This window comes from Psychrobacter cibarius (assembly GCA_030686115.1).
Classification (GTDB): domain Bacteria; phylum Pseudomonadota; class Gammaproteobacteria; order Pseudomonadales; family Moraxellaceae; genus Psychrobacter; species Psychrobacter cibarius_C.
Genome location: CP131612.1, coordinates 1457311 through 1483113 on the forward strand (window position 1 = coordinate 1457311; position 25803 = coordinate 1483113).

19 protein-coding genes are annotated in these 25803 nt (G+C 42.9%); 10 read left to right on the forward strand and 9 right to left on the reverse strand.

Annotated features, from left to right (window positions below; translation table 11 throughout):
* Window positions 1-141: 141 nt before the first annotated feature.
* Window positions 142-1101 carry a lysophospholipid acyltransferase family protein gene (locus tag Q6344_06160; protein WLG14916.1) on the reverse strand — a complete coding sequence of 320 codons (960 nt, stop codon included), beginning with the start codon at window positions 1099-1101 and terminating at the stop codon, window positions 142-144.
* Between the two features lie 67 nt (window positions 1102-1168).
* On the reverse strand, window positions 1169-2995 hold the full coding sequence (aspS, locus tag Q6344_06165) for an aspartate--tRNA ligase (protein WLG15158.1): 1827 nt from the start codon (window positions 2993-2995) through the stop codon (window positions 1169-1171).
* 368 nt (window positions 2996-3363) lie between these two features.
* On the opposite strand from aspS, the gene sohB reads away from it, so the two are divergent.
* The 5 genes from sohB (at window position 3364) to Q6344_06190 (ending at window position 9200) form a co-directional block, all read left to right on the forward strand.
* A complete protein-coding gene (gene sohB / locus Q6344_06170) occupies window positions 3364-4344 on the forward strand; it encodes a protease SohB (GenBank protein WLG14917.1) in 981 nt (326 codons plus the stop codon).
* Between the two features lie 245 nt (window positions 4345-4589).
* Window positions 4590-5840, forward strand: a complete 1251-nt coding sequence (locus Q6344_06175) for an acyl-CoA dehydrogenase family protein (GenBank protein ID WLG15159.1) — start codon at window positions 4590-4592, stop codon at window positions 5838-5840.
* 153 nt (window positions 5841-5993) lie between these two features.
* Complete coding sequence (locus tag Q6344_06180) at window positions 5994-7271, forward strand: phosphotransferase family protein (protein ID WLG14918.1); 1278 nt, start codon at window positions 5994-5996, stop codon at window positions 7269-7271.
* A 68-nt stretch (window positions 7272-7339) separates the two neighbouring features.
* Window positions 7340-8092 carry a histidine phosphatase family protein gene (locus tag Q6344_06185; protein ID WLG14919.1) on the forward strand — a complete coding sequence of 251 codons (753 nt, stop codon included), beginning with the start codon at window positions 7340-7342 and terminating at the stop codon, window positions 8090-8092.
* Window positions 8093-8498: 406 nt separating this feature from the next.
* Entirely contained in the window at window positions 8499-9200 is a 702-nt protein-coding gene (locus tag Q6344_06190) for an SDR family oxidoreductase (GenBank protein WLG15160.1), read from the forward strand.
* 126 nt (window positions 9201-9326) lie between these two features.
* On the opposite strand, the gene Q6344_06195 is transcribed toward Q6344_06190, so the two are convergent.
* The 5 genes from Q6344_06195 to Q6344_06215 form a co-directional block, all read right to left on the reverse strand.
* Window positions 9327-11027 (reverse strand): AMP-binding protein, encoded by a 1701-nt coding sequence (locus Q6344_06195; GenBank protein WLG14920.1) that lies wholly within the window; start codon window positions 11025-11027, stop codon window positions 9327-9329.
* Between the two features lie 637 nt (window positions 11028-11664).
* Window positions 11665-13362 (reverse strand): AMP-binding protein, encoded by a 1698-nt coding sequence (locus Q6344_06200; protein WLG14921.1) that lies wholly within the window; start codon window positions 13360-13362, stop codon window positions 11665-11667.
* Between the two features lie 552 nt (window positions 13363-13914).
* Window positions 13915-14706, reverse strand: coding sequence for an iron export ABC transporter permease subunit FetB (gene fetB, locus Q6344_06205; protein ID WLG14922.1), 792 nt, complete (start codon window positions 14704-14706; stop codon window positions 13915-13917).
* A gap of 100 nt (window positions 14707-14806) precedes the next feature.
* Complete coding sequence (locus Q6344_06210) at window positions 14807-15685, reverse strand: ATP-binding cassette domain-containing protein (protein ID WLG14923.1); 879 nt, start codon at window positions 15683-15685, stop codon at window positions 14807-14809.
* Between the two features lie 72 nt (window positions 15686-15757).
* Complete coding sequence (locus Q6344_06215) at window positions 15758-16348, reverse strand: thioesterase (protein WLG14924.1); 591 nt, start codon at window positions 16346-16348, stop codon at window positions 15758-15760.
* Window positions 16349-16569: 221 nt separating this feature from the next.
* Here Q6344_06215 and xthA point away from each other — a divergent pair, with 221 nt between their 5' ends.
* From xthA to Q6344_06230, 3 genes are all read left to right on the forward strand, one after another.
* Entirely contained in the window at window positions 16570-17394 is an 825-nt protein-coding gene (gene xthA, locus Q6344_06220) for an exodeoxyribonuclease III (protein ID WLG14925.1), read from the forward strand.
* A 127-nt stretch (window positions 17395-17521) separates the two neighbouring features.
* Window positions 17522-18745, forward strand: a complete 1224-nt coding sequence (gene argJ, locus Q6344_06225) for a bifunctional glutamate N-acetyltransferase/amino-acid acetyltransferase ArgJ (protein ID WLG14926.1) — start codon at window positions 17522-17524, stop codon at window positions 18743-18745.
* A gap of 465 nt (window positions 18746-19210) precedes the next feature.
* Window positions 19211-19609: a DUF4377 domain-containing protein gene (locus Q6344_06230; protein ID WLG14927.1), complete on the forward strand. Its 399-nt coding sequence runs from the start codon at window positions 19211-19213 to the stop codon at window positions 19607-19609.
* Between the two features lie 191 nt (window positions 19610-19800).
* Here the strand turns inward: Q6344_06230 and Q6344_06235 are convergent, their stop codons facing one another.
* Window positions 19801-21234 (reverse strand): L-serine ammonia-lyase, encoded by a 1434-nt coding sequence (locus Q6344_06235; protein ID WLG14928.1) that lies wholly within the window; start codon window positions 21232-21234, stop codon window positions 19801-19803.
* 540 nt (window positions 21235-21774) lie between these two features.
* On the opposite strand from Q6344_06235, the gene Q6344_06240 reads away from it, so the two are divergent.
* Window positions 21775-23208, forward strand: coding sequence for a solute carrier family 23 protein (locus Q6344_06240; protein WLG14929.1), 1434 nt, complete (start codon window positions 21775-21777; stop codon window positions 23206-23208).
* A 133-nt stretch (window positions 23209-23341) separates the two neighbouring features.
* On the opposite strand, the gene Q6344_06245 is transcribed toward Q6344_06240, so the two are convergent.
* The gene (locus Q6344_06245) at window positions 23342-24274 is read right to left on the reverse strand and encodes a DMT family transporter (GenBank protein ID WLG14930.1); all 933 of its coding nucleotides are present in this window, start codon (window positions 24272-24274) and stop codon (window positions 23342-23344) included.
* A 404-nt stretch (window positions 24275-24678) separates the two neighbouring features.
* Here Q6344_06245 and Q6344_06250 point away from each other — a divergent pair, with 404 nt between their 5' ends.
* Window positions 24679-25680 carry a WG repeat-containing protein gene (locus Q6344_06250; protein WLG14931.1) on the forward strand — a complete coding sequence of 334 codons (1002 nt, stop codon included), beginning with the start codon at window positions 24679-24681 and terminating at the stop codon, window positions 25678-25680.
* Window positions 25681-25803: the final 123 nt, after the last annotated feature.

Consider the following 25803-nt stretch of genomic DNA (forward strand, 5'->3'; position numbering starts at 1 on the left):
TCTTTAATCCATTTATAGGACGATCGATTGAAATGAGAACACGCCTTAGTAACGTTTAAAGGTACAAAAGTCAGCCAATACTATCACAGCTAGGATTCACGATATCTCTAAACGTTTGGCTAATTGTAAGGTCATTGTTCATTATTCATTGCCAGCGCGTGTGGTTGTATCATGAACGTTGTGATCGTGAGCCCGCTTGTTGTCAAGAATGAATTTGGCTAAAGTTTCTTCATCAACGTTGTAAGGATTCCCTAATGTGGGAATGTGTTTGAAACGTCGATAGCCCCACATATAGTGACTGCATTTTTCTTCAATCATCTGTTGCATGGCTTGGTTAAGTGCATAAGCGGCGGTCTCGGCATGACGATCATAAAGTGCTGGATCATCTAGCTTATAACAATAGATGTCAAATCCACGACCATCGTCACGGCGAATACAAGATAAGCCGACCAACGCACATCTGGTTTTACTAGCAAGTTTAGAAGCAAGCGTACTGGTTAGCGTTTTAATACCAAAAAAGGGCACAACCACGCCGCCCGAAGGATCAGGAACATGATCGGGTAAGACGATACTAAAGCCACCTTGTTTAAGTGTTTTAAATATGGCTTTGACACCGCTACCATCGGTGGGTACTAAGGTCGCATTAAGTCTTGAACGCCCTTGCAGCACAAAGTTGTTGGTAATGTCACCTTTAACAGGTTTGTACATAATGGTTGGGGAACCAAATTGATTGAGCCAAGCGTTCATCATCTCCCATGTACCGAGATGCGGCACGATAGCGAGCATGCCGTTGGCACTCGCAAGTCCTTCTAATAAAATGTCTTTATTATGAACGTCGCGAATCTGAGCGATACTCCACTCAGGTGGCATGGCCCAGCTTTTGATCGATTCAATACTGGTCAAACACTGATGATAAATAATCTCTTTGGTTAATACTTGTTTTTGCACATCAGTCAGCTTAGGAGCAATTAACGCCATATTGATACTGACTGTACGCATGATACTCAAATTGGGTATCTTGATAATCACCCACGCAACAAAACGTGCCAGTATCTGCAAGACAGACAATGGCACGATTTTAAAAATGTGATACGGATTCATAACCATTCACACGGTGATGAATCACGTAATAAGTACTGAAAAAAATATCCGGACATCGTTAGACCATTTATTGCGCAGGTTTGTTGGTGTCAGCCTGTGCTTTTTCGCGCACACGGATACCAAGATCACGTAGCTGCTTGCTATCGACTTCAGCAGGTGCTTGAGTTAGTGGGCACTCAGCAGTTTTGGTTTTCGGGAAAGCGATAACATCACGGATAGAGTCTGCGCCTACCATGAGCATAATCAGACGATCCAAACCAAAGGCCAAGCCACCATGCGGCGGCGCACCGAATTTTAGGGCGTCAAGTAAGAAGCCAAACTTGTCTTGAGCTTCTTGCTCGCCGATACCTAAAGCATCAAGTACCGCTTGCTGCATATCAAAGGTATTGATACGTAAGCTACCACCGCCAACTTCTGTACCGTTCAATACCATATCATAAGCGATAGAGAGGGCAGATTCTGGGTTGTTTTTCAATTCATCAACAGAACCTTTAGGTTTAGTAAACGGGTGATGCATTGACGTCCAACGACCATCGTCCGTTTGCTCAAACATTGGGAAATCAGTGACCCAAAGTGGCGCCCACTGACGAGTAGTCATCTCAAGGTCTAGACCAATTTTTTGACGTAATGCGCCGATTGCGTCATTGACGACACTGGCTTTATCCGCACCAAAGAAAATAATATCGTTGCTTTCTGCACCAGTACGCTCAATCAAGCTTACCAATACGTCATCGGTCATATTTTTGATGATAGGAGACTGAAGACCAGATTCTTGGTCAACGCCGTTGTTGATATTGCTCGCATCGTTGACTTTGATATACGCCAAACCACGTGCACCATAAATGCTAACGAATTTGGTATAAGCATCGATTTGCTTACGGCTTAATGACGCGCCACCAGGAATTCGTAGGGCAGCAACGCGACCTTTAGGATCGTTAGCAGGACCGGCAAATACTTTAAAATCAACGTCTTTCATTAAATCAGCAACGTCGATTAGTCTTAATGGAATACGTAAGTCAGGCTTGTCTGAGGCATAGTCACGCATTGCTTCAGCGTAAGTCATGCGTGGGAATTGCTCAAACTCAACATCCATCATGGTTTTGAATAAATGCTTAATCAAACCTTCGTTGATGTTCATGATTTCTTCTTCGTTTAAGAAAGAAGTCTCAATATCCACTTGGGTAAATTCAGGCTGACGATCCGCACGTAAATCTTCATCACGGAAACATTTTGCGATTTGATAATAACGATCAAAACCTGACACCATCAACAGCTGTTTGAATAACTGTGGTGATTGTGGCAAGGCGAAAAAGTTACCTGGGCGTGTGCGTGATGGCACAAGGTAATCGCGCGCGCCTTCTGGTGTCGCACGAGTCAAGATAGGGGTCTCAACGTCTAAGAAACCATGGTCATCTAAGTAACGACGAATGGCTGACGTGGCTTTAGCACGGAAAACCATACGCTCTTGCATTTGCGGACGGCGCATATCAAGATAGCGGTATTTCAAACGCAAGTCTTCTGATACCGTGGTTTTCTCATCATTTAATGGGAAAGGCGGTGTTTCAGATTTCGCCAATACTTCAATTTCTTTGCCCAACAGCTCAATCTGACCACTGGTCATATTATTGTTTTCAGTACCCGCGTAGCGTTGACGTACGCGACCAGTGATTTTTAGCACATATTCAGGACGGACCGCATCAGCAGTAGCAAAGGCTTCTGGTGTATCAGGGTCAACGACGACCTGCAAGATACCAGCGCGGTCACGCATGTCTAAAAAAATCACGCCACCGTGATCGCGACGACGATGTACCCAGCCTACGATACTAATGGTTTGATCGATGAAGCTTTCGGTTACGGCTCCGCAATATTCGTCTCGATATTCGCTATGCGTCATAGTGCTTTGCGTCATAATATAATTATCCAGTTGTCAGCCCAATTCGAAATACAATAATGCAGCCATTGCTGTACGATTCAAGCTATCCGCTAAAAACGCACAAATAACGCGATTAAGACAAATGGTCATCACGTTGGCTACAGAAAATTTGGTGTAAACGCATATTATGCCTAATCTGCCCTTGTTATACAACCAGTGGCGTCCAATCAAAGGGTAGGAAAGTATTAGTAATGGGCGTATTTATTCAGTAACATTTGCATTGGGTTAAATATTGTCATTTTGCTTGAAAATATCAGCCACTGTGCACATATCAGGCTCACTTATAAAATCTTATTAAAATTATTCTAATCATGTAAGGAATGCTACTCATGCTTTTTCACCCTGCTAAGAACCCTGTTGAGCTACAAGTTGTTCATCTAAATAAAAGCCAAGAACAACGCCGTGAAGACTTAATGGAGGCAACTCAAGGTAAAGCCGCGCTTAAGCAATTCAAAAAAGTAATGGCTAAAAAAGCCAAGCAAGCATTGAAAGCAAAAAGCAAAAATAAGAAAAAAAACAGTGATAATAAATCACAAGTTTTCGTTCTCGACTTTGACGGTGATATCAAAGCCACGGCAGTCAAGCATTTACGCGAAGAAATCAGCACATTAATCAGCAGCGCAAATAAAGGCGATGAAGTCGTGGTACGTCTTGAATCAGGCGGCGGCTTGGTTCATGGTTATGGTTTGGCAGCAGCGCAATTGGCACGTCTAAAAGAGGCTGGTTTAAAATTGACAGTCTGTGTCGATAAAGTCGCGGCCAGTGGCGGTTATATGATGGCTTGTGTGGCAGATAACGTAGTGGCTGCGCCATTTGCCATTATTGGCTCAATCGGTGTGGTATCACAGTTACCAAACTTTCATAAATGGCTAAAAAATCATGACGTCGATTATGAGATGTTTACCGCTGGTGACTATAAACGTACTGTCACTATGTTTGGTGAAAATGACGCTGACGACCGTGCCAAATACCAGGAAGAGCTTGAGCAAACGCATGAGTTATTCAAACATTTCGTGAACACGTATCGTCCAGCATTGGATGTCGCGAAAGTAGCAACAGGCGAGCATTGGTATGGCGAAGATGCACTAAAATTGAATTTAATTGACAGTCTGCAAACCTCAGACAGTTATATTTTAGAGCGTATGGAAGACAATGAAGTCTATGCGCTGCATTCACGTCAAAAGCCAACGCTGGCCGAGAAGTTGGGATTGTCACAAGCTGCCGAAGCAACGGTGAATATGGCTATTGATAAACTACCAGATGCGCTAGCACGTTTTGATTTTAATAGTCGGTTAAATATCCTAAAGTAGTTTTTAATTTTCCACTCTAAATAGAAGCATTGTTTGTATTTTGTAAAAGGCGTGTCCTAGCGGGTCGCGCCTTTTTGCTGTTTATTCATAAATGCTGTGTTATAAATGTGGCGTATAGAACAGAGTATACGCACGTACACTATAAGAATTTCATTGCGTTTTTTATAAAAGTTTTATGTGAATGTGATGAAAATCATTAACTATCAGCAAGGAAAAGGATGCCAGCTATGTCTGAAAATACATTGATGTTTACCGCCACCGAACATGGTCAAACCATGCATGCCAAAGTCAAAGCATTTATCGAAACCCATATTGAGCCAATAGAAGCGCAGTTTTGGGCGGATTGTCATACGCAAAACCCAGACGGCAATTGGAAAAATTGGCAATGGCCAGAAAAATACGAGAGTTTGCGTAAACAAGCACGCGAAGCCGGTCTATGGAATTTATTTTTGCCAGATGACACGCTAGGGGCAGGGCTGTCGGTGACCGATTATGCACCGATTGCCGAGCTCACTGGACGCAGTTTATTAGCGCCTTATGTCTTTAACTGTAATGCCCCTGATAGCGGCAATATGGAGCTTTTATGGCGCTATGGTTCAGAGGAGCAGCAAGACAAATGGCTAACGCCAATCTTAGAAGGTAGAACGCGTTCGGTATTTTGTATGACTGAGCCTGATGTTGCCTCCAGTGATGCCACCAATATGCAGGCGACGGCTGTCGTCGATGGCGATGAGATTATCATCAATGGCAGTAAATGGTGGTCATCAGGTCTGGGTGACCCTGCGGTAGATATTTTGATTGTGATGGCGTATACGCCTGATGAGAATAAAGATCGTCATCATCAACATTCGATGGTATTGGTCCCAGCAAAGACAGCGGGTGTCAACATCGAGCGTATGCTCAAAGTCTTTGGCGATTATGATGCGCCGCACGGCCATGGTGAAGTCAGCTTTGATAATGTACGTGTGCCCGTCAGTCATTTTATTGGTGGAGCCGGTATGGGCTTTGAGATTGCGCAAGGTCGCCTAGGACCAGGTCGTATTCACCATTGCATGCGCTGTATTGGCGCTGCCGAAAAGTCGCTAGAGCTGGCTGTTAAGCGCGGCATGGAGCGTACCGCTTTTGGTAAGCCATTATTACAACTGGGTGGTAATTTTGAGCGTATCGCTGAGGCACGTATTAAGATTGACCAAGCGCGTTTATTGACACTATATGCAGCGCAAAAAATGGACGCGCAAGGCACAAAAGCAGCATTGACTGAAATCTCTGCTATTAAAGTGGTTGCGCCAACTGTGCTACAAGAAGTGGTTGATATGGCGATTCAGATTCATGGTGGCATGGGCGTTTGCCAAGATACGATGCTACCTGCATTCTTTGCCCAAGCTCGAGCGCTACGTTTAGCCGATGGTCCTGATGAAGTGCATAAAACGATGATTGCTAAGTTAGAATTAAAGCGTCAAGGTTTTAGCCGTTCCTCAAAGCCTGTGAAAGCCTAATTTTCATTGGCAATAATCGTATAGAAACTGGTTTAAATGAGCATTTTCTTGAATTAATTTCTCATTGAAATTCACTATTACACCGTTAATAGTGAATTTTCAGCCCTATACTCACTGACAAAACATAATTGAGCACACGATAAGGAATGTCATATGGCAACTGCTAATCAAAGCAACACTACCTTCAAAGAAGTATCTAATAAATTACTAGATAAAGGCGGCGAGGTTCGTGAGGGCGAAGAGCTTGATGCCAAAGCGGTCAGCTCATGGCTACGTGCTCAAGGCGTCGATATAGAAGGCGAGCCTACCGTTACTCAATTTTCAGGTGGCGCATCAAACTGGACCTATCGTTTGCAATATGAAGGCGAAGGTAAAAGCCAAGATTTAATTTTACGCCGTCCACCAAAAGGCACCAAAGCCAAATCAGCACACGACATGGTGCGCGAATATACGGTTCAAAAATCCTTAAAAGATGCTTATCCTTATGTACCTAAAATGGTCGCGCTATGTACGGATGAGTCCGTCATCGGTGCAGACTTTTATGTCATGGAGCGTATGGAAGGTATCATTCCTCGTGCCAATTTGCCAAAAGGCATCGATTTAAATGAAGAGCAAACGCGTGCATTATGTACCAATGTTATTGATGCTTTGATTGAATTGCATCAAGTCGATTATAAAGCGCATCCTGATTTGGTCCATCTTGGACGCGGTGAAGGTTATTGCGAACGTCAAGTAACTGGCTGGGACAAGCGTTATGTCAAAGCCAAAACACCTAACGTCCCAAGTTTTGCCTTAGTCCGTCAATGGCTCGGTAAGCATACGCCTGCTGATAGTAAGACTTGCCTCATTCATAACGATTGGCGCTTTGATAATGTGATTTTGGATGCAGCAGATCCGACCAAGGTGATCGGCGTACTCGACTGGGAAATGGCGACCTTGGGCGATCCTTTGATGGATTTGGGCAGCGCATTGGCGTATTGGATTGAAGAAGATGACAACATCATTATGCAGCAGTCACGCCGTCAGCCCACCCATTTAAAAGGCATGATGACTCGCGATGAGGTGGTTGCTTATTATCTTGAGCAGACAGGTCTAGAGATAGACAACTGGACGTTTTATGAAGTGTTTGGGTTATTCCGTCTAGCGGGTATCGTTCAGCAGATTTATTACCGCTACTATCATAAACAAACGACCAATCCCGCCTTTAAAAATTTCTGGATTATTGTGCACGTATTACATGCCAAATGTCTTAAACTGATTGCTCAATATGAAGGTGAGGCACTATTTACTAACCGAGTACAGCCTCATCTACAGGATATGGGTGTTGATGCTGTGATGATTGAGCAGTTGCCAAGTCCTATACAGGCTGTTATTAAAGGTATTTTGCCAAAGAGCTATTTTGAACAAAGCGCACCTAAAGCTGAAGAGTAAGCAAATTAAAAATTAAAAATCTAGAGCTTTTAAAAATTATAAGAGTGCGATTAATAAGGCAATATTTTATGACAACCATACTTTTGGCCCGTCATGGTCAAGCGTCATTTGGACAAGAGAATTACGATCAACTCTCAGAGCTGGGTGGCAAGCAAGCGCAGATGCTAGGTCAGCATTACGCGACGACTCAGCGTCGAATCGATGCGATTTTTACTGGTAGTTTGGTTAGACAGCAAGACTCTGCACATCATTTTTGGCAGCGTTATCAGTCATTTGTTGATAGCGATATCTCTAGTAAGCCTGCGATCGATATAAGTGCGCCGGATAGCTATGTACTGCCACAATTTGATGAATTTAATCATAAAGACGTGTTTATAAAGTCTAATCCTGCTTTTATGAGTAAAGGTGCTATTGCGGCTGAGATTGCGCAAGCAGAAGTGCCATCTATGCGTTTAGCGGAGTTGTTTGATGCTGCGATGCAGCGCTGGCATGCAGGTGACAATGACAGTGATTATGTTGAGAGCTGGTCACAATTTAATGAGCGGGCAAAACAAGCGCTTGAGCAAGTGCGTTTGCAAGTGGCTAATCTGAATTTAGAGCGTGATAGTACGGTACTGGTGTTTACTTCGGGCGGCATTATTTCGGCTATTACCGCGCAGTTATTGCAGCAGGGCAGCTCAACAGCCTATCAAATTAATAAAAGCTTGGTTAATACGGGCGTGACGTCTATTACTTTAAAAGCGCAGAGTACACGGCTATTGTCTTTAAATGAGTACAGTCACTTATTTGCTGATGGCAAACGCTTCGTGACGTGGCGATAACATAGCATGTGATGGCCGGTGAGACATCAAGGTCATAATTCAGCAATGATTAAGCCGTGATTAACATCAGGATAAAATGATCACTCTAAACACGTAGCCGATTTTTATGTTATTAAAATCGGCTATGATAATTGTTGAGTATTTTTTGTGTATTTTTATGACAGACAAGCCGCACTTATCAATTTGCGATATTATAGACTGTCAACTTCATATAATATGGATGTAAACAGGACGTTCTATGCAAAATAAAGTGATCAATTTAGTCACCAAAAGCGCTAAACAAAGTAAAAATCAGCTATTTAGCGCAATTCAGCCCGCACGATACCTAAAAGGTTTAAATAAGCAGCAGATTGGTCGTGGTAAAACAGTATTAATCACGGGTGCCAGCTCAGGATTGGGCGAAGGCATGGCAAGATTGTTTGCCAAGCTTGGCTATAATTTGGCGATTTGCGCGCGTCGTACCGATCGTTTAGAAAGTCTACAATCAGAGTTAATGGCAGCGTATCCTGATATTCGTGTTGAATATCGAGCATTAGATGTCAGCGACTATGATGCCATATTCGATGTATTTGATGCGTTCGCAACTGACTTTGGTCATATCGATCGTGTGGTGGTCAATGCGGGCGTCGGGGATAGTCGCCGTATTGGTAAAGGGCGCTTCGATACCAACCGCCGCACCGTTGAGATTAATTTTGTCTCTGCGCTCGCGCAATGTGAAGCGGCGATGAATATATTCCGCGCACAAAACAGCGGTCATCTGGTGGTGATATCAAGCATGTCGGCAATGCGTGGACTGCCTAAGCATTTGACCGCTTATGGCGCAAGTAAGGCGGGTCTGGCTCATCTGGCAGAAGGCATTCGTGCTGATATGTTATTAACCAAATTGCCCATTAAAGTCTCGACCATTTATCCAGGTTATATCCGTACTGAAATTAATGAAAATGCCAAACCACTACCGTTTGAAGTGGATGCAGATACGGGCACCAAATCCATCGTTGCAGCGATTGAGGCTGGAGTCGACGAAGCTTGTGTACCAAGTCTACCGTGGTCGATTGTCGGTCAAGCAATGAAGCATTTGCCATTGCAAGTGGTCAATAAAGTCAATTAGTAACTAGTTGACTTCATTGCTTTGGTATCAACAGCAATGAAGTCAAAAAGAAGACAATAAAAAACCCTCAACTTTAATGCTGAGGGTTTTTTATTGTCTTCTTTTTAAAAATCTAAAATCTATGCACTACAAGGTTTGAGGGTTATCGGACATATGCTTTTCACGTAGCTTTTGACGCAATATTTTACCCACATTACTCTTTGGCAACTCACTGACAAATTCGATATGACGTGGGCATTTATAACCAGTCAAATTGTCCAAAGCAAATTCTTTAATATCACTCTTGGTAACATTATTATCAGCAGGGACGATATAAATTTTGACTGCTTCGCCTTGGTGGTCATCAGGAATACCGATCACTGCGCAATCAATGATGCCTTTATAATCTAGCATGACTGACTCGATCTCATTTGGGAAGACGTTAAAGCCTGAAACCAAAATCATATCTTTTTTGCGATCAAGTAAAGTGATATAGCCCTGTTCATCCATACTGATGATATCGCCAGTACGGAAGTAACCATCGCTGGTAAAGTCATTGCTATTGTCTTTATTAAAATAGCCTGAGGTAATGTTTGGGCCTTTAATACACATCTCGCCAGCTTGATGTAAGCCGACACGATTACCTTCATCATCAACGACAATGATATCTACGCTAGGGACTGGTATACCAATCGTACCGTTAAACTTGCGATCAGTGATGACGTTAGCGGTACCAGCTGCAACCCCTTCAGTCATACCCCAACCTTCGACCATCGGGCAACCAGTAACTTCTAACCAGCGCGCCGCTGTTTGTTCAGTTGCTGCCATACCACCTGCTTGTGAGATGCGTAGTGAGCTAAAGTCCAAATCTTTAAAGGTTGGCTGGTCAAGTAAGCCTTTAAACAAAGTATTCACTGCTGGCAATATATGGAACGGCTGTTTTGACAGCGTTTTAACAAAACCCGGCATATCGCGTGGGTTAGGAATCAAGATAAAGGTGTAACCCGAGCGCATGCCTAACAGGGTCAGCATAAAGGCAAAAATATGATAAAGCGGTAACGCCATGACCATATTGATATAGACCTCATTAATATCTGAGGTGATAGGGCGGTACCAAGCTTCTGACTGCATCGCAGCGGCGACGACGTTACGCTGAGTCAAAACAGCGCCTTTCGACAAACCAGTCGTTCCACCGGTATATTGCAAAATTGCTTTTTGTTGCAGTGTGGTTTTTGGTGCTTGGATAGGCAAGTTTTTGCCTTTTTTCAGCACATCAGGAAACTTGGTCACATCGTATTTAGGGTCATTCAGGTTATATTTAGGCACTAAGCGTTTGACCTGACGGATAACCGTATTAACCAAAATACCCTTTAGCCCCATCATATCGCCCATTTTCGAGAGGACAATACGTTTGATGTCGGTTTCTTCAATGACTTGTTCGAGTGCTTGAGCAAAGTTATCAACCACAAAAATAACCTGAGCACCAGAATCATTTAATTGATGGCGCAGCTCACGACCAGTGTAAAGTGGGTTAACTGGAGTGCAAACGTAGCCCGCTCGCAAAATACCAATCATCGTTGGCAGATATTGCGGCACGTTTGGCATCATGAGTGCGACCACACTGCCTTTAGGAATGCCTTGCGCTTGTAACCATGCGGCAACGGCCAGTGAGGCTTTATCCACATCACCATAAGTATGAGTGACACCCATACAAATAGTCATAGGATGCATACGAAAACGATTGAAACATTCCTCATACAGCTCTATGAGGCTCTCATATTGATCAGGATTAATGGTCTTGGGTACGTTTTCTGGATATTGCGCCAGCCAAGGCTTATCTACTGTCATACTTAGCGTCCTTAAATGTTGTGATACGTTAAGGTTCTATAAAAGAGTAGTCACATCCTTGTCAACAATATAAATCATCGCCTTGAGAGCAATGGATTGTCGCGTGCTATCCTATCGATTCACAGACTGCTAAAATACGGTGACCTTTATATAAATTATTTAACTACAAGCTCATTTCACTATAAAAAGCAGTGCTCTAAATACAGTAAACAGCTGGTTACTATTATCCTTACTAAGAAAAGCACCACTTGCTCATAAACTGATCTGAATTGAACGACTATCGACTCACACTAATAAAAAATAGCGTGACTTATTTTGGCAACACATTAACATAACTACAATTGATATTGTTGTTTTTATACAAGAACTCGATAGTTTATAATTAAGTTTGATAAAGCAAAAAATATATGTTGTAACTATATAGAGGATAAGCGGTTAGCAACAAGGTGCGAACGGCATTTTATTTGGAAATTTGTGAATTATTATACGAATCATCTAGTTTGTAGAAAAAGTTAATATGTAAAAGCATTAACATTATAGTTACAAAGCAATGATTTTCTGTATAAGAATCATAGGTTCACATAAAAAAAGCGCTCTACATATGATGTAAAACGCTTTTTGATAATGATGTCTTTATTTATAATTGTGGGTTGTCAGACATATGCTTTTCACGCAGTTTTTGACGTAATACTTTACCCACATTACTCTTTGGCAACTCACTGACAAATTCGATATGACGCGGGCATTTATAGCCAGTCATATTGTCCAATGCAAATTCTTTAATGACATCCTTAGTGACATTGTTATCGGCAGGGACGATATAAATTTTGACTGCTTCACCTTGATGCTCATCGGGAATACCGATCACCGCACAATCAATAATACCATCACAATCTAGCATCACTGATTCAACCTCATTTGGGAAGACATTAAAGCCTGAAACCAAAATCATGTCTTTTTTACGGTCTAATAATCTAAAGTATCCTTTTTCATCCATGCTGACGATATCACCAGTGCGAAAGTAGCCATCTGCCGTAAAGTCATCACTACTGTCTCTGTTAAGATAACCTGAGGTTATGTTAGGACCTTTTACACACATCTCACCAGCTTCGTTGACACCAACGCGCTTGCCTTCATCATCGATGACAATGACATCGACACTAGGAACAGGGACGCCAATCGTACCGTTAAACTTGCGATCAGTGATGACGTTAGCGGTACCTACAGCGACACCTTCTGTCATACCCCAACCTTCAATCATGGCGCAACCAGTGACTTCCAACCAGCGAGCAGCTGTCTGCTCAGTTGCTGCCATACCACCTGCTTGCGAGATACGTAATGAGCTAAAATCTAACTCTTTAAAGTTTGGATGATCAAGTAAGCCTTTAAACAAGGTGTTCACCGCTGGTAATATATGGAACGGCTGTTTTGACAGCGTTTTAATAAATCCTGGTATATCACGTGGATTAGGTATCAAGATAAAGGTGTAGCCTGAGCGCATGCCAAGTAGACTGAGCATAAAGGCAAAAATATGATAGAGCGGTAACGCCATCACCATATTGATATAGACCTCATTAATCTCTGACGTAATCGGTTTGGTCCATGCTTCTGATTGCATCGCCGCGGCGACGATATTACGCTGCGTTAAGATAGCCCCTTTAGATAGTCCTGTTGTACCACCTGTATACTGTAAAAATGCTTTTTGATCTAACTGCATTTTTGGTTTGTGGAAAGGAAGGCTTTGGCCTTTCTTCAGCACATCAGGAAACTTGGTCACTTCGTGCTTAGGGTCATTTAACTTGTACTTAGGCACTAAGCGTTTGACCTGACGAATGATGGTATTCACTAAAATACCTTTTAAGCCCATCATATCGCCCATTTTCGAGAGGACAATACGCTTAATATTGGTCTCGTCAATGACTTGTTCGAGCGCTTGAGCAAAGTTATCAACTACAAAAATAACCTGAGCGCCAGAATCATTTAATTGATGGCGTAATTCACGACCAGTATACAGTGGGTTAACAGGGGTACATACATAACCTGCCCGCAAAATACCAATCATCGTTGGCAGATATTGCGGCACGTTTGGCATCATGAGTGCAACCACACTGCCTTGAGGCAGCCCCTGCGCCTGCAACCATGCAGCAACGGCAATCGAAGCTTTATCAACATCATCGTAGGTATGGGTCACGCCCATACAGATACTCATAGGGTGCAGACGAAAGCGCTCAAAGCATTCTTCGTACAGCTCCATGATGCTGCTATATCTATCGGGGTTGATAGTTTTTGGTACACCATTAGGATAATGGGCAAGCCAAGGTTTATTCGGCGTCATAGTCAGCGTCCTTGAAGTTTAAAATAGGGTGAATTCTGTCGTAAAGCAGTCATATCCGTGTCAATAAAACACATCAGCGCTGACGTAAATCGTTTGCCGCTGAGCGTGATAATATCCTTATCTATTGACTGGCTGCTAGATTTTATTGCTATCGTACAAAACGACTTAATCATTATTAAAGGATAATGACGTCAATTGAACGAACAGATCGCTTAATCATAAGAGCATTTTTACTCTTAAATAAGCTCTACCTGTTATCTAACACTAAGGTATCAGAAAATAATGATACATTTAAGCAATACAGTAGCATGAATATCATCAAATATTATACTAATATGAAATACTGAGCAGTGCATAAATAAAGCTGAAAAATATGATTTTTATGGAATTTCACGTGATTAGATAGATGCGCTGTTTGTCACTTAAGATACGCTATTCGCCGCTTAATAAGTATAGAAATGAATGAGTTAAGAAAAAATTTATCATAGCCAACATCAATATATCAACTAGAGATTTGTCAGCACTCCAACTGAATGTAGTTATGCTCAATTATTAAGGTAATATCAGCTGCTTGTTTTTATTAAAAAAGCGTCGATAAATGAGTAAAGCGCTGATCGTACAGCCGAGCGTACTGCTCACACATATCAAAAACATAGTGACTATCTGATAGCGAATCGCTTGAGTGGGGTCAGCGCCAGCCAATATTTGACCCGTCATCATTCCGGGCAAGCTAACGATACCGACGACTAGCATAGAGTTCAGCGTTGGAGTCATGCCATTGACAATGGCGGCGCGTATTGGCTCATGCACTGCTTCAAATGGGCGAGCAGATAGGCTGAGCATCATCTCTATACGTCCTTGCTGCTCATGAAAGGATTCAATCAACTGGTTGCTGGTCAATGAGATAGCGGTGAGCGAATTGCCCAATATTAGCCCCAATATAGGAATAACGAATTGTGGTGTGTACCAAGGCTGTACTTTTAAAATAATCATGATGGCTATCGCAGTGACTAATATAGCCGAAGCGCTTACTGCCAGCAAAGTGTCAGTTAACAAACCTTTATAGCTACGTTTGACGCGATTTTTGGCAGCAGCGCCTGCAATCAAGGTCATGATGGTCAAAATTAACAGGACTTCATACCATTGTTCACGAGCGAAAATCCATGCCAATATTAAACCGATAAAACTAAGCTGGAGCACCGTGCGGATAGCCGCGATTAACAGCGTTTTGGTCAGCTGTAAGCGTAGCCGCCAAGAGATAATAAGAACGATGATAATTAAGCTGCTGGCAAGGGCAATATCACCGTAAGTTAAAAATACTTGTATATCATCTGTACCGCTCATAGTGGCTCATTATATAAACTGACGAATATAAGATAGACGTTAATGCGAATTTGTTAGAAAAAGTCATCTTAAAGAGTGACATGACAGGATTAGCTCAACGTTAGAATATCTCAGTTAATATCCCTGCTTGCATCTGCCAATGCTGATCGGCTAACGGCATGATGTCTTGTGTATCGTGAGTTACCCACAGTAATGTACGCTGCTTATCTGCCTGTAACCAGTCCATGAGTAGATTGACGAGCTGGGCTGATGTGTCACTATCTAGGGCCGCAGTAGGCTCATCTAGTAACAACACCCGTGGGTTCAATTGTAAGAGGCGTAACGTGTTGACCAGTTGCTGCTCGCCGCCCGATAGATGATAGACTTCTTGCTGCAAAAAGTCAGCGCTGCGTTGCAATTGCTCAAGCTGTGCGATATGCCAGTCGATATCAAAGTCAAGGTGCTGATGCGCTTGTAGCTGATAAGGCATTTGCAAGTTCTCAAGTACACTGCCTTCTAATAATTGTGGGTGCTGTGCGAGTAGGGCAACATTCATGCGCCACTGTATCGGTGCAGTATCATGGATACTATAGTAAGCACTGCTGGTTGATTGGTCATCAGAGCGCAAACGCACATTGCCGCCGCTCATGGGCAATAGTCCAGCCAATACCCGTAATAATACCGATTTACCACTGCCAGAAGCGCCTGTCAACACGGTTACTTGACCTGCTAACAGCTTGCCTGTGGCACCATCGATTAATAATCGTTGATGTACAGGTATGATTGGCTGAGAGACAGTGTTTGGTCTTAGTTTGCTGATCCATCTTTGATAAATGGTAGATAGCGCAGATGTTGTGGCTTCTATGGCTTCCATATTTTTGTTATTAATACTTTTATCGCCAACCTTGTTATCATTACAGGCAGGTATGCTGGCTGCGCGTTTACTGTGCACCTGAATATTCTCGAATATCAGTATCGGTTTGTTATTATGGAGATGCATAAGTCATTATCGCTAATTATTCAGCCACTAAGTATCCAATCATTAAGTATCTAACTACTAACTATCCAACCACTAAGCATTCAGCTGCTCGTAAATCGCTTGCTCAATGGCATCGCGTAAATGCTTTGGAACACGAATAGGGCGCATGGGCGTGGTACTAGCAACCGCAGTATCTGCCTTACTATTGGATAGCGGTTTGGTTTTGACTTGGTTTTGCACACAAGCAATGACGATTTTGCCACTACTTAATAAGCTGCTAGCATTGTCATTGCTATTAGCATGATCAGGAGAAAGGCTGTCTGGGCTGTGACGATGAATGCTCTGGTAAAAGATAATGCTGGCAGGTTTTAACTCGACTTTATCGATGCGCACACTGATGACTTCATCTAACAAAATAGCTTTTTTATATTGCAAGTCTGCTTGACTGACGACAAAATGCTGGATTTCACCATCGTCAGTCTGCAAAAAATACCCATTTAAATTCAGTTCCCCAAACCAATCACGGCGGCAGTTTTCAAAAAACACCAAATGATTGGCATGGTAGACTATACCGCCTGCATCAGTATGGTTAATATAGACATTATAATTTTTGGTAAACAATGGCGTATATTCGCCGTCTACACTTGCCACTGTGTTTGTATTTTTGCTGTTATTTTTTATCATAAAGATGCTCGGTCATTGTTTTAATAAATATTGTTCGATGTTCATGATTCGATGGCCAAAATTTGATAGCAGTCATATTAACCACAACTACTCTAGCTTAAGATATCAGGGCGCGCAACAGTTAGGTCGGTCGACGTCTGTTATGATAGTGGATTATGCACTTTCATAGCCCATTTCTTTATATTAGCACCGTATTTTCATCAATTAGTATAGGATAATTTATGACCCGTTTTGTCAGTTTTAATATCAATGGTATTCGCGCTCGTCAACATCAGCTTGAGGCCGTGCGAGAAGTGATCGATCCTGATGTGATGGGTCTACAGGAAACCAAAGTACATGATGAACAGTTTCCTCTGGAAAACATAGAGAGTCTGGGCTATCACGTAGAGTACTTTGGACAAAAAGCCCATTATGGTGTGGCGCTACTATCCAAGGTTGCACCTATATTTGTGCAAAAGGGTTTTCCTGGTGAAGATGTCGAGGCACAGAAGCGTTTTATTCATGCACGATATGAGTTTGAGGGTCGTGAAATTGATGTGCTCAATGGTTACTTTCCACAAGGCGAAAGCCAAGATCATCCGACCAAATTCCCGATGAAGCGCGCTTATTATGCAGATTTAATGGCGTATATCGATACCCTAAAAGCAGAAGGTCGCTCGCTCATAATCATGGGTGATATGAATATTGCCCCAGAAGATACTGATATTGGCATTGGCGACGTCAATGCTAAGCGCTGGTTGAAAAATAGAAAGACCTCGTTTTTACCAGAAGAACGCGAGTGGTATGCGGCGCTGATGTCACGCGAGCTGACAGATACCTATCGCTTACATTATCCAGAGAGCACAGAGCTATATAGCTGGTTTGATTATCGAAGCCGTGGGTTCAATGATGAGCCGAAACGTGGCTTGCGTATCGATCATATTTTGTGCAGCTCGGATCTTGTTGAGGCCTGTGTTGATGCTGGGATTAGTTATGAGCTACGGGCGATGGAAAAACCGTCTGATCATGCGCCAATTTGGTCGGCATTTGATTTAAAAAAACGGTAATATTTACATAGGTCGCGTTTAGCATTTCACTAGCAGTAGCGTCATGGTTGAACGCTCAACGCATCTTAGTATTTACCGCATCATCTGTTATAAATAATGATAAAAATTTTACAATAAGGATTGAACCATGGCAGTCGGAAATGTTGCAGTACCTGATATTATTTATCCTATCGAAGGAATCAAGCTAAGCGCCACTGCCGCAGGTGTACGCTATAAAGACCGAGATGATCTAGTAGTGATTGAGATCGCTGATACCGCGACCACTGCGGTTGTGACCACCAAAAACACCTTTTGTGCAGCACCTGTACGGGTATTGCGCGAGCATTTTACCAAGGCCAGTCCGCGCTATTTGGTCACTAACACGGGTAATGCTAATGCTGGGACGGGCGCTGATGGCAAACGTCGCGCCGTTGATATCTGTGCCGCTCTGGCGAGTAAGGCTGGCGTGGATAGTAATGCAATATTGCCATTCTCGACCGGTGTCATTGGCGAGCCATTAAATAGCGATGCGGTCATCGCGGGCTTAGATAATGCACTTGCCAATTTGGGGGCTGATAATTGGCTTGCCGCAGCGAATGGTATTCGCACCACAGATACGATTCCGAAGCTCGCTAGCCAAAAAATCGACGTAGCGGGTGTCAGCTATCATGTGACAGGTATGTCGAAAGGCTCAGGCATGATACGCCCTAATATGGCAACCATGCTGGGCTATGTGGCAACTGATGCCAATATCGCTGCTGACCTATTACAAGAAATGCTAAGTGCCATCAATGAACAGTCTTTTAACCGCATCACTGTCGATGGCGACACTTCAACCAATGATTGCTGTGTGTTGATCGCCACGGGTGCTGCCAGCTCAGATATCATTGATAGTCCAGAACATTCGCATTATCAGGCTATATTTTCGGCTTTGACCGAGGTGTTTGTTCGTCTGGCGCAATTAATCGTACGTGATGGCGAGGGTGCTACCAAGTTTATGACCGTCAACGTCACTGGTGGCAAGACAACGCAAGAGTGCTGCGATGTGGCATATGCAGTCGCGCATTCACCGTTGGTCAAAACCGCGTTCTTCGCTAGCGATGCCAATTGGGGTCGTATCTTAGCGGCGGTTGGTTATGCTGGTATCGAAGACTTGGATACGGAACAAGTGGATGTCTATCTAGATGAAGTCATGATTTGCCAGAATGGTGGCGTCGCGCCTAGTTATACGGAAGCGGCGGGTAAGACCGTCATGAGCCGTCCTGAGATTACCATTCATATCGATCTTGCTCGCGGCGATGCCAGTGACACAGTTTATACTTGTGATTTGTCCTATGACTACGTTAAAATTAATGCGGATTATCGCAGCTAAAAACTATTGATAATTATTAAAAACTAAAGCCAATCATTTTTTTGGTCTATTTATTATCAAGCCAGAGCATGTATCGCTCTGGCTTTTTATTGTGCATATTAATTATGTGTCAATAAGTATGTATCAATTTACCCTGTTATTTCATACGTTCCATTAACATCAGTTGCAAAAGCTGACGTTACTTTACAAAGCAGTTATAGAGCAGAAGACGAGTTGCGCTCTATACTGATCTCAGTAAACAAACAATAGACGACATTATTGAGACTTAATAGATTTATCCGGTAAAGCTAAATCAGAGTGAACACTCTTGCTTGGCTCAATATCGACAGTAGCATTACACCAGTATTACACCCATCGCAAAAATCGACTGATATTTTTAAAATATATTTACCAGCATGATGTGTCCAAAACAATAATCTCAAACCATCAATAATGTATTTATAACCATTAACTGAGGATTTAATAATGAAAAAATTAGTACTTGCAGCAGTAATGACCGCCTTTGCCTTGTCAGGTTGTTCTACCATGGGTATGGATAACGAACGTACCATGGTTGTCGATGGGCAACCTATGAATGTTAAAGTGGTTAACATTCCAAGTTTTGAAATAGAAGTAGCACCACTGAAAGCTGTCTGTGAGCTGTCAACAGCTGAGGGTACTAAAGTTGAAGCAGAATGCTTACAGTATCGTCAGACTTATCAGAAAAACTACACACCTTTAAACGGCAATATTCAGGGCTTCACTTATGAGCCAAACTATCGTTATATTTTAGATGTTCGCCAAGAAGTAATGATGGATGAAAATACTAACATGGCCAAGCCAGTTTGGATTCTAAACGAAGTGGTTTCAAAAACAGCTGAGTAATGAATCATTGAGCATGTCTAGTTAATGAGCATATTTGACCAAAATAAAAAAGACCCCTAATTCTGTATTAGGGGTCTTTTTTATTTTAGCAAATACTTGGGAATGTGATGTCAGGATAAGCTATATTAAACAATCGTTATGTTAGAACGTATCCCCATTTAGATAACAGTCAATCGAATTTAGAGAACGCTCTAGCACTGACTATATTTTACACTGACGCCATGAGTGGCAGTAGGGATACGATTGTCTGCATAAACGGCAAGACCGCCTCGTGAGGTTTCTTTGTATTTATCTAGCATATCCGCACCAGTGACTTTCATGGTTTCAATCACTTTATCTAAAGAGACAAAGTGCTGTCCATTACCGCGGCAAGCAAGTCGTGCCGCATTGACAGCTTTGACAGCACCCATGGCATTGCGCTCGATACAAGGCACTTGCACTAGACCGCCTACAGGGTCGCATGTTAGACCTAAGTTATGCTCAATACCAATTTCGGCCGCATTAAGGCATTTAGCTGGATCACCGCCCAAGATTTCTGCCAATGCAGAAGCTGCCATGGCACAAGCAGAACCCACTTCACCTTGGCAACCAACTTCAGCGCCAGAGATGGAGGCATTCTGTTTGATTAAACTGCCAATAGCAGTCGCATTTAACAAAAACTTGCGTGCACCATCTTGGCTATAGCTTGATAAAAAGTCGCGATAGTAATGCATGACTGCAGGAATAATACCTGCTGCACCGTTGGTGGGGGCAGTGACGACATTTCCGCCATTGGCATTTTCTTCATTGACCGCCAAGGCATATAAATCAATCCAGTCCATGGCGGCGAGTTTGTCATTTTTGGTAATGGGTTGGTTTTTCTCGGCGCACAATTGTAGATGTAATGCTTGAGCACGGCGCTTTACATCCAAGCCTCCAGGCAATATGCCACTGTTTTGACAGCCTCGCGTCACGCAGTCCTGCATTGACTCCCAAATAGAGTCTAAATAAGCAAAAACTTCTGATTGATTGCGGTAATGACATTCATTCGCCAGCACCAATTCACTCACGCTTAAGTGGTGTTGACGACATTGCTCCAGCAATTCTGCGGCGCTATTAAAGGGGTAAGGAATGGCGTCAATGGTCGGCGTGGCGTTATCTTCATCCGGATTGGTGGCATCTTCTTCATTGATAACAAAGCCGCCACCTACCGAATAATAGGTCTGTTGATAATGACTGCCGTCGGTCAATAATGCACGGATAGTCAAGGCATTAGGATGGTAGGGTAAAACGGTTTCGTCATACCAATGAATATCGCGCTCTGTCTCAAAGGCAATAACATGCGTGCCTGCTATATTGAGCTGTTTGTCTGAAAAAATCGGTGACAAATATTGACTGGTCAAACGGGTATCGATCGTACTAGGAGCATGCCCAAGCAGCCCTAACAATATAGCAGTATCGGTTGCATGCCCTTTGCCTGTGGCTGCCAAAGAGCCATAAAGCTCAATTTCAACGCCTGTAATAGCCGTCAGCTCTGTTTGCTTGGTTAATGAGCCCAAAAAAAGGTTGGCGGCGACCATGGGTCCTACCGTGTGTGAGCTTGATGGGCCAATACCAATTTTAAATAAATCAAAAACACTAATCATAATAACTTACCAAGTTTTTTAAGTGCACTAACATGTTGTATAGCTGCTTTATGCACTTTCATTGAGAATATAACAGGCAGCTCTCGCTTATAGCACCGACAAAGGTGTAGAGGAAGCACCGCCCATGGAAGTATTAACGCAAAAGAGGAAAAATGGTGATTGAATAATAACTTTTATTTGTTTTGAAACTCCGCTATCATGCTCGGAGCTAATGGCTATGTAACATCCTGTAAGTTGATTGTCGCTGCAGAGTACACTGAGTCATAAGCGACCATAACCATTTTTTTAGTTAAACATATCCGACCACATACATCTACCAAAACATGGTCATCATACCAAATAATACTTTTGGTTTGCCATATTGCAACATAAATGAATGAGTCAGAGCGACATATTATAAATGAAAAGATGCGGATTTTACTCGTTATCGTAATTTCTAGCCACATATTCTTGCCGATTGGTGCTCTGATTTAACTCAATTTTTATTTTTCATTTACTGTTGTCTATTATTTTAGCCCAGTTTACATAGGACAAGCGTGTATGCCCTCTCAAAAAGACCCTTCCTCGCCTTTAGAAAACAGCACTCAAGCACCATCTGCTGAACATGGATTAGAGGCTGCGGCGATCAGTCCTCCGTACAATCCAGACTTTGAAAATGGACGCTGGTTTCCGACATGGCGTCCTTATCAAGGTGATTTAGATCGTGATCCGGTCGGTATCAATGAATATTTGCCACCGTCAAAAAGCGTGCTATTAGGTGTACAGCATACTTTTGCGATGTTTGGTGCGACCGTGCTTGCGCCGCTGTTAATGGGCTTTGATCCCAACTTAGCCATTTTGATGTCAGGTATCTGTACGGTGATGTTCTTTATGATCACTGGTGGGCGCATGCCGAGCTATTTGGGCTCAAGTTTTGCTTTCATTGGTCCCGTTATCGCTGTGACAGCTTATGCAGGCGCAGGGTTCAATGGTAATTTGAATGTCGCTTTGGGCGGCATCATGGCTTGCGGTATCATTTATGCGTTAATTGGGCTGCTGGTGATGAAAACGGGTACTGGCTGGATTGAGCGTTTGATGCCGCCTATCGTTACCGGTGCTATCGTGATGATCATTGGTCTTAATTTAGCACCAGTGACCATTCAAGGGGTGTCTGCCAATCAGTTTGATGCTTGGATGGCTACCTTGACCGTATTACTCATCAGTGGTGTGGCTGTCTTTACACGTGGTATGCTGCGTCGTCTGCTATTACTGGTTGGTTTAATATTATCCTATTTTGCCTATTTTATCATGACCAACGTCATGAGTTTTGGTACGGCGATTGACTTTAGTGGTGTGGCAGCTGCTTCGTGGTTTGGCTTACCTAGTATCCATACGCCTCGCTTTGAGATGAGTGCTATTATTCTGATTGCGCCTGTGGCCTTTATTTTGGTGGCTGAAAACTTAGGGCATTTTAAGGCTGTCGAAGGTATGACCAAAGCTCGTGTAACGCCTTATATGGGTCGAGCATTTTTTGCTGATGGTTTGGCAACCACTTTTTCAGCAGGATTTGGCGGTACTGGTGTGACGACTTATGCTGAAAACATCGGTGTGATGGCGGTGACTAAGGTGTATAGCACAACAATATTTGTCGTGGCAGGTGTGGTGGCTATTTTATTGGGACTATCACCGAAATTTGGTGCCATCATTCAGACGATACCAGCCGCTTTATTGGGCGGTGCGTCCATTGTGGTGTTCGGTTTGATTGCTATTGCAGGCGTCAAAATTTGGATAGACAGTCGTATCGACTTTAGCAAAAACAGTAACCTAATTATCGCGGCTGTGACCGTTATTATGGGTACCGGTAACTTTAGTTTGCATTTAGGCGGCTTTGATTTGGGCGGTATCGGTACGGCGACTTTAGCAGCGATTGTCTTAAATGCGTTATTTAACCAAGGATCTGAAGCAAAGGCCGCTCATCAATCATTGGCTAAATAATCAGCTTGTATGATGCTGAGGTTTTAAACCTATCAGTTAATGATGGTAACAGCATATTCATTCCATAAAAAGCACCCATGCTACCGATAGCATGGGTGCTTTTTATGGAGTGGCAACAAATGCAGAATAAAAGCTACTTGTAGTCTCGCTTGTAAAATTTTGAGAAAAACCGATAACGTCGTAGGGCGCGCGGCTTAGGTTTCAGTGAACCCAAATAGATTGCAAACATAGTCAGCAGAGCACCGCTCCACTGTAAGCTATTAATCGGTTTGTCCAGCCAGCTATAATCAATGACCAGTGCGGCAATCGGTTCGGTCAATAATAATAACCCAGTTAACGCCAAAGACAGCTTAGGAATGGAATAGGCAATTAGCCCCCACGCCAAGCACTGCATCACTGTGCCGTAGATGAGCACCCAGCCAATCTCAGACCAAGTATTTGGCAAAATATGACCCATATCAAACACAAACATAGGAATAATCATCGCCAATACACCACCGATACTAATCAGCTGCATCAGCATAAATATGGGTGTGGGTTCAGTATCATGGGTCTTACGGATAAAGGTCATCGATGCCGCTAGCATTGCCCCTGAAACGATACCAGTGATGAACCCCCAAGTGGCGGCGCTATTATGCGCAAACTCAGGACTGCCTATCATGGCCACACCAAACATGGCTAAAAACAAACTGATGAGCTGCAATATAGATTGGCGTTCGTTAAAATATAAAAACCCAATGGCGGCTAAAAAGAAAATCTGTAGGCTATTCAATAAAGTTGAGATGCCAGGGCCGACCGCATAAATACTCTCGTGCCAGAGCGCCAGATCTAAGCCTAAAAAGACACCTGATAATAAACCATAAAAAATAGCGCGCCTTGAGCGGGGTAGACGCTGTCCCATGATTTTGGCCAATACAGCGAATACGACACCTGAAATAGCCAAGCGCCAAAATGCCATTGCCCAACCGCCAATATCAACGTGAGCGACAATCAAACTACCCAGACCAAAGATAATACAACCAATGACCAACCCAGTAGAGGCAGAGCGTGAAGAAGCAATCGCCATACAATGTCCTTATATCCATATTATTATTTTATCTTACTGTATCAACGATGACGCCAATGAATACTGACGCTAATACAAGCCGTATTGTCTAGGTTTTGACGCTAAAATGAAATGGTCAAACCATCATTTATGCTTATTGTTTGATTTATTATTGCTGTATCAGGTTTTATCGCGTTATAAATTAGGGATAAAGTCAATGACGCCCTTGAGCTTCGCTCACATAAGAGAACCTCTATAACAATGCGAATATATGGTGGAGACACTCTTACAGGAACGATGTTGGCGTGGATATCACTATTTGTTAATCTAGTGGTTTATAATCACTGTAGTGGCACAATAAAACAGGATAGTTTCTTATTAGTCTTTACATCAAGTACTTCAATATCATTAGCCTAGGTTCATCTATGTTGCGACATTCATTATCCCTACAACAACGACCATTGATATCTGGTTTTGCTATCGCCATCTTTGCTATTACGCTATTTATGGCGCCAAGCGTACAAGCGGCCAGTTGCAAAATTCCAAAAAGTTATTATAAAAACGTGGCTTGTACGGCAAATAGCGGCTATTTTTTGGCGACAAAAGATTTCGGCGCGCCAGTTGCTTTGATTAATAGTAAGGGCAAAAGCGTCGTTGATTTATCACGTTATCAAAAAGTCGATGCCAGTAAGATATCGGCAGGTTTACTGCCTGTACTGCGCAATGGTCATGTCGGTTATCTTAATATGCAAGGTCGTGAAGTAGTGCCTGCGATGTATGATGTGCTTAAAGAAGGACAGGGTTGGGCGCGTCCCGTCTCTAATGGGCGTATCGTGGTAAAGCAGGATGGTAAATATGGGGTCATTACTACTAGTAATAAAACCATCGTGCCGTTTTCGTCCGCGATTAATGATATTGATGATTACCAAAATGGTATCGCCCGTGTACGTAAAAATCAAGCGATCAGTTGGATTGATGAAAACGGCAAAACGACCAGTGACCCAAATGGTAGTAACAACGAGCAATCCACGACGCCACGAGCACCTGCCAGCGCTAATGGCAATGCATCCTCATCCAACCAGACACTTCCCAATCGTTTTACGATGCTACAACCGCGTCAGCAAGATGGCAAATGGGGATTTATCGATGACAATAATGTGACCATGATTACCTATTCTTTTGACGAGGTGCGTCCCTTTGCCGAAGGCTTGGCTGGCGTGCGCATCGATGAAAACTGGGGCTTTGTTAATCTTGGTGGCGAGTTGGTGATTCCTTTTCGCTTTGCCAATAGCGGTGTGTCAGCTGGTGATCTTTATCAAGGCAAACCCGCCTTTACCTTTACTGGTGGTAAAGCGTGGATTGGCAATCTAAAAAACGGCAATAAAATGTGTATCGACAAAGAGGGCACAGGAGTGGGCTGTGATTAAGCGGCGCGTCCAAATCTAAAGACCTACATGATCTAATGACCTAGGTAAAATACCAGCATAAAAAAGAGCGTAAAACCTATGAGTCAGTAGTAGGGTTTATGCTCTTTTTTATGGATTGTGTGA

Coding starts and splice junctions, on each gene's coding strand:
- Q6344_06160 (WLG14916.1), bottom strand. CDS start 1,101: ATGAATCCGTATCACATTTTTAAAATCGTGCCATTGTCTGTCTTGCAG.
- aspS (WLG15158.1), bottom strand. CDS start 2,995: ATGACGCATAGCGAATATCGAGACGAATATTGCGGAGCCGTAACCGAA.
- sohB (WLG14917.1), top strand. CDS start 3,364: ATGCTTTTTCACCCTGCTAAGAACCCTGTTGAGCTACAAGTTGTTCAT.
- Q6344_06175 (WLG15159.1), top strand. CDS start 4,590: ATGTTTACCGCCACCGAACATGGTCAAACCATGCATGCCAAAGTCAAA.
- Q6344_06180 (WLG14918.1), top strand. CDS start 5,994: ATGGCAACTGCTAATCAAAGCAACACTACCTTCAAAGAAGTATCTAAT.
- Q6344_06185 (WLG14919.1), top strand. CDS start 7,340: ATGACAACCATACTTTTGGCCCGTCATGGTCAAGCGTCATTTGGACAA.
- Q6344_06190 (WLG15160.1), top strand. CDS start 8,499: ATGGCAAGATTGTTTGCCAAGCTTGGCTATAATTTGGCGATTTGCGCG.
- Q6344_06195 (WLG14920.1), bottom strand. CDS start 11,027: ATGACAGTAGATAAGCCTTGGCTGGCGCAATATCCAGAAAACGTACCC.
- Q6344_06200 (WLG14921.1), bottom strand. CDS start 13,362: ATGACGCCGAATAAACCTTGGCTTGCCCATTATCCTAATGGTGTACCA.
- fetB (WLG14922.1), bottom strand. CDS start 14,706: ATGAGCGGTACAGATGATATACAAGTATTTTTAACTTACGGTGATATT.
- Q6344_06210 (WLG14923.1), bottom strand. CDS start 15,685: ATGCATCTCCATAATAACAAACCGATACTGATATTCGAGAATATTCAG.
- Q6344_06215 (WLG14924.1), bottom strand. CDS start 16,348: ATGATAAAAAATAACAGCAAAAATACAAACACAGTGGCAAGTGTAGAC.
- xthA (WLG14925.1), top strand. CDS start 16,570: ATGACCCGTTTTGTCAGTTTTAATATCAATGGTATTCGCGCTCGTCAA.
- argJ (WLG14926.1), top strand. CDS start 17,522: ATGGCAGTCGGAAATGTTGCAGTACCTGATATTATTTATCCTATCGAA.
- Q6344_06230 (WLG14927.1), top strand. CDS start 19,211: ATGAAAAAATTAGTACTTGCAGCAGTAATGACCGCCTTTGCCTTGTCA.
- Q6344_06235 (WLG14928.1), bottom strand. CDS start 21,234: ATGATTAGTGTTTTTGATTTATTTAAAATTGGTATTGGCCCATCAAGC.
- Q6344_06240 (WLG14929.1), top strand. CDS start 21,775: ATGCCCTCTCAAAAAGACCCTTCCTCGCCTTTAGAAAACAGCACTCAA.
- Q6344_06245 (WLG14930.1), bottom strand. CDS start 24,274: ATGGCGATTGCTTCTTCACGCTCTGCCTCTACTGGGTTGGTCATTGGT.
- Q6344_06250 (WLG14931.1), top strand. CDS start 24,679: ATGTTGCGACATTCATTATCCCTACAACAACGACCATTGATATCTGGT.